Below are 7,080 nucleotides of genomic sequence, written 5' to 3' on the forward strand. Positions count from 1 at the left end.
CATCTATAATCTGGAAGACAACAGACATTTAGAGTCTCATATCGGGAGATATCTCCACTGATCTGGAGTTTGAATCCATCAATGACAAACAGTTAGGCTTGATATTGATTATCCTTTCATAATTGTCTTATTTACTTCTAGTCTCTATTTCAATTAGTGATTAGAAAATCATGAAAGTAGAATTGAAGAGCCTCCAAAACAGAAGAAAAGAACTCACAAAAGAATTGAAGTTACTAAGTGAAAAAGAGGAAGTCTTACTTGCAAAGACACGTGTGCTCAAAGGAATGTTGAAAATTCGCAGGAAAACAGAAAAGCCTAAGCAATTCGAAAAAGCACGGGAAAAGCTGGAGGCTCTAGAAGGTTTTGTTGAAAAAAAGAATTGGTCAAAGGATTTTGATTTTAGAGCTCATCTGGTAACGCCAATTCCCCGCGGAAATCGACTTGTAACAACAGGCGGAACTTCAATATCAAGAAATGATTCAAAGCTTAATCGTGTGAGATTGAAAAGAAACGCAACTTTCTCTTGGAGTTATAAGAAATTACCTTAATGCCAGCAACGAAAAAAGGGAAGAATGCGGTGGGACATCTCACTCAGTGAAAATATGACTTGTAGTCAACCCAGAAAAAAAGAATGGATTTAGGCTTACGAAAAGCTAAATTCGATATGTTTCTGCTGCCTTTGGAGGTTTCTTTCACAAGTGATAAAAGCAAGTGCAGATATGTGACAATGAAAGCGGTGATTGAATTATGGAAGATGTGAGAATAATCCTTGCAGGATTATGGGTAGCTCTTATGTTAGTTTATCTTTTGGGGGATGTGATGCGAATATTTGCAGGTGACTTCACACCAGGACAAGTGGGAGGAATAACATTGACTCAAAGTATGTTATTGTTAATGGCAATAATAATGTTGATTCCGAGTGTTATGCTTTTCTTGTCTCTAACATTAACCTATCCTTTAATTCGTTGGTTAAACATCATCGTACCCGTAGGTTTGTTCATTTTCAACATCGTTGGATTACCTGGTTACCCTGGAACTTATGACAAATTCTTGATAATTGTAGGACTTGGATGGAATGTGCTAACTATTTGGTATGCATGGCAATGGGTCTAAACAGGAAGGTTAGCAGCTCATCTTTTTCATGCATGCGGTTCATTATTTATTCAGGCTATCTTTCAAAACAACATTTATCAATAATTCCTCGTATCTCTCTTTTTCTTCTATCATTGGCATATGCCCTGAATTTTCAAAAATGAATAGCTTTTTACCTTTTTCGGCATCTAAGTTGTCATAAAATTTCTCAACAACAACTGTGGGAGTAGTCACATCGTATTTACCTTCAAAGAAGTATATGGGAACTTTAATAGATTGTATTTCTTTTGTAAGATTGACATTTTTCAATTCCTCCCACATTGCATTAATAGTAAAATCAAATCCTTTGTTTCTGAATGTTCTAATTCCTTCTGATAATGAATATTCGGGTGAAGTCAAAAAGTTAAATGTTAAAATTATCAGATCCTTCATAGACTTACTATGCATGAACCCTCCATATTTGCCAACATACCCAGCCATTTTTAGGAACTTTTTTGGTGATTCATAAGGTGGTGGGCCTATTGCTTTTATTGCATTTTGTCTGCCTACATCTCCAGATTTTTCAGCTTCTTCGACTAAGAAATCGTATGATACTTTTTGTTGTTCATATTCGTTTACAACTTGAGCTACACCAACGTAAGCATGTATCTTCTCGGGATAATTGTATGCAGTTTTAATTCCTATTACCGTTCCCCCTGAATGCGCAACAATAAAGACTTTTTGAGTGTGAAATCTGTCTCGTAAATAATCAATTAACTCATTACAATCCTCAGCAAGTCTATCTAAAGTCATTGAATCAACTGGAATATCACTATAAAATGATTTGCCAGCCCCTCGTTGATCCCAATGAACTACCGTAAAATGCTTAATTAACTCGGTATCATATTTACGTGAGCTTGACATCCCCAGCAAAGGCGCACCAGGACCACCATGCAAAAATACCAAAACTGGATTATTTTGATCTGTACCTCTGATGAATATCCATTGTTTTAAATCACCAAGTGTAATCTCCTCCAATGAGCTTATGCCATTAGATGTCTTTATTCTAGTCGAATTTCTCAAATAGCTCTTATACAGTAATACCCCGATATAGAGAAGCAAGAAAAATCCTGCTATGGATACAGCAATTAATAGAAATATGTTCAACGCATTTTTCCCTTTATTTACAGCAATTATTGCGTAATCATATAAATCATGCGTGCATGCAAGTCTTGATCAAACAAGAGAACTCTAACGAAGTCTAGAACTATTTTCCATAGAATCTTATAAACTGCGAAGTACATGGTATAAAGTGGAAGCCAGATGTAGGATATCAGACATTTTAGGGTCCTACTTCGGGAGATATCTCCACTTCAGTAACTAATATTTGTTAATATTTAGTTTCCAACATTAAGTATGCCTTCGCTTTCTTCGTTTTCCGAATAGCGTCACATCGTGGTTGTTGTAGTGTTTTAAAATCCTTAAGCTATTCTTCATGTGAAAACAATAATTATCACAAAACTTCATCTCATTCATCCACGATCTTAACGAAAGATAATACTTCAGTTAGACTTCTCATTTTATCACATTGGCTTGGAGCTTTTCCTTCTCGGTCGATAACAAAAGGCTTCAAGCCCGCTCTTTTCGCACCCTCATAGTCATATTTCACAGAATCGCCTATGAATAATGCTTCATTAGAGCGAACGCCAAGCTGGTCAAGAGCGTAAAGAAAAATCTCCTTATCTGGCTTTGCCTTGTTACACGAATCTATACCAACAGTAACGTCGAAAAAACTCGTTAATTTCAACCTATCCAGAATTTGTTTAAAATCTCTCTTGAACCCATTAGTGACTATCCCTAACTTTACACCGTTAGCCTTCAACTGAACCAATGTTGATTTAACGTCCGGGTAGGTCTGCAAATCCGCATGCTCCCACCATAACTCATCAATTTTCTTAGCCAAAAACTCTCGATTTTCTCTTATACCTATGCTTTCCAGAACTCTGAGATTCCACGCGATCCAAAAATCTTGTCCTAAATCGAGTTGACCTTGTGCAATGTCAAACTCCTTTTCATTAGCCTTATGAGCCTCAAGAATCTCATTAGATGAAACTTTCACTCCAAAGCAGTCAAGAATTCTCATATAGATTTCGGGAATAGCGGCCGTTCTTATAAGAGTCCCACCGAGGTCGAAAAGCACAGCCTTCACATGCATTTTTAATCCTGAACTTCATAGTCGCCCTAATATAAAACCGTTTTTTGAGTACACGCAAAAAGAGAGAGTTGTACGGGGGATATTTCTACTGCGTAGGCTAGTATTTGCTAGGTTTAAGCCTGTCGACTGGAAACAATTTCAGCGTTTTAGTATTGATTTCAGCCTTTACTACCGTTTCATATTTTCGGTTTTCTCTTTGCAAAATGCCCCACTTGGTCTTCAAGCCGCCGCCGTAGCCGCCTAAAGTCATATCTGCAGCTACAACTCGATGACAAGGAACCAAAGGCGCGAAGGGGTTAGTTGCCATCACTCCCCCAACTGACCTTGGGCTTCCACCGGCAGCTTTGGCTAAGACGCCATAAGTTGTTACGTAGCCTGTGGGAATCAGGGAAGTCAGCTCAAGAACTCTCTTAGCATAGTCGGATAAGCGGGTCATGGCGAATTGGAAACTAAAAGAAACATCTTCGCCATAAAAAATTGCTCTTATCGTCCTCAATACTTCTTCTGCAAGCGCGTTTTTCTTTTGGGCGGCCTGAAAAATAGTGTTGTAAGGTAGCTCTTTGAGTAGGGATTTTAAAGCGTCTTTTTCGTTGAAGGCGAATGTGGTTGCAAAAATTCTTTTGCTTTCTAAAGCAACGCCGCACCATAAGCCCTCAATCTTTTGAATTTGAAGATTGATCATTGATACTCACTTCGTCCTCATGTTGGCGGGCTTCAGAATAATGTTTTGCCTAATTGTCGTGTTTTCTTGCGGCGTTGTTGGGTTTACTCTTTTATTTCAGCGCGTTTAAATGCGTACCACGCTATAAAAGAGAACACGCAGATATAGACAAGCGCAACTAAAATGGACCTCAGCAAAATAAATCCTAAAGCTTCCGTGTAGAGAGGCTCCTCAAAGCCGATAAATCCCTTGTAAAACTCTACATCTACCGAAGGATATAGAGCATAATTAACCAAGTTCGCAGCAATTGCGTCAGTCCCTGTTGATATAGCCTTCATAATATAGGTGGTACCTGGAAACTGTGAACCTATGTCTCTAACAAAGCCCGGAGCCCCGCTGCCTGCTACATAATTTAGTATCCAAGCTTGTTCTGTCACAACAGAAACTATACCTGTAACTATGTTTGCACCCATCCACGTGCCAATTGTGCCTAAAGCGGCAATCATGGAGCTTTTTGAAAGAGCACCTAAAGCCAACACTATTGCTATCCACACAAAAGTGCTAATCAGGCTTCCGAGTAGAGATAACGGAAGTAGATGAAGGTTGTTTTGAGTGCCATAGATTATTGTTCCTCCAACAGTCATATAGATCATGAGCATAATGTATGTGACAAGCAAGGTTAGGGAACCAGCGACAATTTTTCCTAGGAAAACCATTGTGCGTGAAATGGGTTTCGTAAGTAGTGGAACAATTGAGCCACTTTCAAACTCGCCTGAAATGCTATTCATTGCAGTAACTATTGCGAAAAGCAAAAATCCGAAACCGCCAATTCCGCTACCAGTTTCTATAACATACTTTGGATTGGATTCGAGAGGCTCATTCATCACGTTGCTCAAAATCACCGGAATAAACAGACCAAGCGTTGCAAGGACAAAAGCAACGACAAGCATGCCTAGAAACTTTTTCTTACGTATATTCCAAAGAAGCTCATATCTTGTCATCGCCAGAAAGGCGTTCCATCTCAAATGTTTTGCAGTTTCTTCGCGAGTCATCTCTGATTATCTCCTTGCTTCTTAATAAGTTTAACAAAGACATCTTCAAGACTTCGACCTTCAACTTTCATAGAGATTATCACTCCTCCAGCCTTGGTAATCGCTTGAGACAGTTGAGGTCTAACCTCGTCATGTGTTTTAATTTCGATTGTAAGCGTGTTACCTTTTTTTGCTACCTCAGAGACAAAAGGTAAAGCCCCAACGCTGTCTATAATACTTTTTTTCAATTTTGAAACTTCAACTAATAACTTAGTAGGTCCTGCAAACTTCTTTGAAATGTTCTCAAGCTTGTCAGAAGTCAACGCTATACCTTTGTGGATTATTGTGGCATCGGTGCAGACTTGTTGGACTTCAAAGAGCATATGAGAAGAGAGAAAAACTGTTACACCCTCTTCTGCAATCTGCTTCACTAACTCCCTAACTTCTACCATGCCCACAGGGTCTAAACCTAAGCCGGGCTCATCTAGAATTAGCAATTCCGGAGCGTTTAACAGTGCTTGAGCGATGCCTAACCGCTGTTGCATACCTTTACTATACTTGCCCAAAGCATCCTTTTCTCTACCCATAAGTCCCGTCAGTTCAAAAAGTTTAGGTAACTGATCTTGTCTCTGCTGTTTCGTCATTCCAAACATTCTTCCATAAATATCCAAAAGCTCCCATCCAGTCAGATGTTTGGGAAACTTAGGGAGTTCAGGCATGTACCCAATATGCAACCGCATCTCAGGCTTGTCTCCAACAGCATCTCTGTCAAGAACCCTGATTGTACCTTCATCTGGCTTCAATAAACCAACCAGCATCTTTATAGTAGTAGTCTTGCCTGCGCCGTTTGGACCAAGGAAACCATGCACAGTTTTAGTTTCAACTTCAAGATCCAATTTGTTGACAGCTACTAGGTCGCCGTATTTTTTCGTCAAGTTTTCAGTTTTTATAGCAAACCTCAACATTAACACCCAAGGCCTTAAGCGTCATAACCTTAAATTATACCCTTATCATAAAGCTTACCACCATCTAACGGACAAACTTGCATTTAAGACTTTTACGACAAGTTCAAATTGAATAGCATGAGAAACACGCTCTTTAATCTTGTTTAGCACCATAAAGACTTTCAGTAAGTTCTAAGAATAATTAAGGTGGGAGGAATGCAGATGAAGGAGCGTGAGTGGAAGCTTATTTCTGAGCTTATGAAGGATTCTCGAAGAAGCGACAGAGAATTGGCTAGAGCAATTGGGATTTCTCAACCTACAGTTAGTAGAATGGTTAAAAAATTGGAGAAGGAAAAATACATCAAAGAATACACCATGATACCTTACTTCCATAAACTAGGATATGAAATATTGGCTATCACTCTTTTTAAATATAAACAATCATTTAACGCCGAAAAGATAGAGAAAGCAAGGAAAATTCTCAATGAAAGTTTCAAGAAAGGACCCTTTGAAATAATCATGGCTGAGAGAGGAATGGGCTTGGGACACAACGCACTTATGATTTCAATTCACAAGGACTATACATCTTTTATAGAGCTCAAAAATTGGGCTAAACAGTTTACCTATTTGGGATTGGTTGAAACAGAAAGTTTTCTGATAAACCTGGCTGACAAGGTCCACTATCGACCTCTCACGTTTGCAACTTTAGCCAAACACATACTAACGCTAAAAGAAAAGAAATAGCTTTCTTCATTTGGTCGTACGAACTTCCAAATAAGTTGGCCACACAAGATTTTATGATTAAGTTTAAATGGAGGAGCAGTTTATAATCAACCAACATTTAGGAGGAAGACGGTTTGGTTGAGCAAAATCAACAATACCCTTACTTCATGATGCCGGGCGCAACAACCCTCGGCATAGTTTGTTCCGAAGGAGTCATGCTTGCCTCTGAAAAACGGGTAACCTATGGGTATTTCATCACAAGTAAGGCTGGAAAGAAAGTTTTCAAAATAACGGATCATATAGGTGCTGCGTGCGCTGGACTCGTTTCTGACATGCAAGTCCTCATTAGAGAGGTAGAGGCTTATGCAAACCTTTTCAAACTAGACAACGGCAGAAACATTTCCGTAAGATCAGCGGCAAAAGTTATGTCGAACC

At 39.0% G+C, this 7,080-nt stretch carries 9 protein-coding genes; 4 read left to right on the forward strand and 5 right to left on the reverse strand.

What is annotated here, in order from left to right; genetic code table 11:
• The first annotated feature begins 170 nt into the window (after positions 1–170).
• Positions 171–548, forward strand: coding sequence for a hypothetical protein (locus OEX01_09020; GenBank protein ID MDH5449122.1), 378 nt, complete (start codon positions 171–173; stop codon positions 546–548).
• A 199-nt stretch (positions 549–747) separates the two neighbouring features.
• Entirely contained in the window at positions 748–1,113 is a 366-nt protein-coding gene (locus OEX01_09025; GenBank protein MDH5449123.1) for a DUF6326 family protein, read from the forward strand.
• 42 nt (positions 1,114–1,155) lie between these two features.
• Here the strand turns inward: OEX01_09025 and OEX01_09030 are convergent, their stop codons facing one another.
• The 5 genes from OEX01_09030 to OEX01_09050 all read right to left on the reverse strand — a co-directional run bounded on the left by OEX01_09030 (position 1,156) and on the right by OEX01_09050 (position 5,913).
• Positions 1,156–2,109: an alpha/beta hydrolase gene (locus OEX01_09030; protein MDH5449124.1), complete on the reverse strand. Its 954-nt coding sequence runs from the start codon at positions 2,107–2,109 to the stop codon at positions 1,156–1,158.
• 490 nt (positions 2,110–2,599) lie between these two features.
• Entirely contained in the window at positions 2,600–3,286 is a 687-nt protein-coding gene (locus tag OEX01_09035) for an HAD family hydrolase (protein ID MDH5449125.1), read from the reverse strand.
• 97 nt (positions 3,287–3,383) lie between these two features.
• The gene (locus OEX01_09040; GenBank protein MDH5449126.1) at positions 3,384–3,968 is read right to left on the reverse strand and encodes a methylated-DNA--[protein]-cysteine S-methyltransferase; all 585 of its coding nucleotides are present in this window, start codon (positions 3,966–3,968) and stop codon (positions 3,384–3,386) included.
• Positions 3,969–4,051: 83 nt separating this feature from the next.
• Positions 4,052–4,999, reverse strand: a complete 948-nt coding sequence (locus OEX01_09045; GenBank protein ID MDH5449127.1) for an ABC transporter permease — start codon at positions 4,997–4,999, stop codon at positions 4,052–4,054.
• Positions 4,996–5,913, reverse strand: a complete 918-nt coding sequence (locus OEX01_09050) for an ABC transporter ATP-binding protein (GenBank protein ID MDH5449128.1) — start codon at positions 5,911–5,913, stop codon at positions 4,996–4,998. The genes OEX01_09045 and OEX01_09050 overlap by 4 nt, the downstream gene beginning before the upstream one ends.
• Before the next feature lie 225 nt (positions 5,914–6,138).
• Here OEX01_09050 and OEX01_09055 point away from each other — a divergent pair, with 225 nt between their 5' ends.
• Entirely contained in the window at positions 6,139–6,666 is a 528-nt protein-coding gene (locus OEX01_09055) for a winged helix-turn-helix transcriptional regulator (protein ID MDH5449129.1), read from the forward strand.
• 113 nt (positions 6,667–6,779) lie between these two features.
• Positions 6,780–7,080 (forward strand): proteasome subunit beta (locus tag OEX01_09060; protein MDH5449130.1); only part of this gene is annotated, 301 nt, incomplete at its 3' end.

This window comes from Candidatus Bathyarchaeota archaeon (assembly GCA_029882535.1).
Taxonomy (GTDB): domain Archaea; phylum Thermoproteota; class Bathyarchaeia; order Bathyarchaeales; family SOJC01; genus JAOUKM01.

What these genes read in the sequence shown, in the direction of transcription:
- OEX01_09020 (MDH5449122.1), top strand. Translation starts at nt 171, where the DNA reads ATGAAAGTAGAATTGAAGAGCCTCCAAAACAGAAGAAAAGAACTCACA.
- OEX01_09025 (MDH5449123.1), top strand. Translation starts at nt 748, where the DNA reads ATGGAAGATGTGAGAATAATCCTTGCAGGATTATGGGTAGCTCTTATG.
- OEX01_09035 (MDH5449125.1), bottom strand. Translation starts at nt 3,286, where the DNA reads ATGCATGTGAAGGCTGTGCTTTTCGACCTCGGTGGGACTCTTATAAGA.
- OEX01_09040 (MDH5449126.1), bottom strand. Translation starts at nt 3,968, where the DNA reads ATGATCAATCTTCAAATTCAAAAGATTGAGGGCTTATGGTGCGGCGTT.
- OEX01_09045 (MDH5449127.1), bottom strand. Translation starts at nt 4,999, where the DNA reads ATGACTCGCGAAGAAACTGCAAAACATTTGAGATGGAACGCCTTTCTG.
- OEX01_09055 (MDH5449129.1), top strand. Translation starts at nt 6,139, where the DNA reads ATGCAGATGAAGGAGCGTGAGTGGAAGCTTATTTCTGAGCTTATGAAG.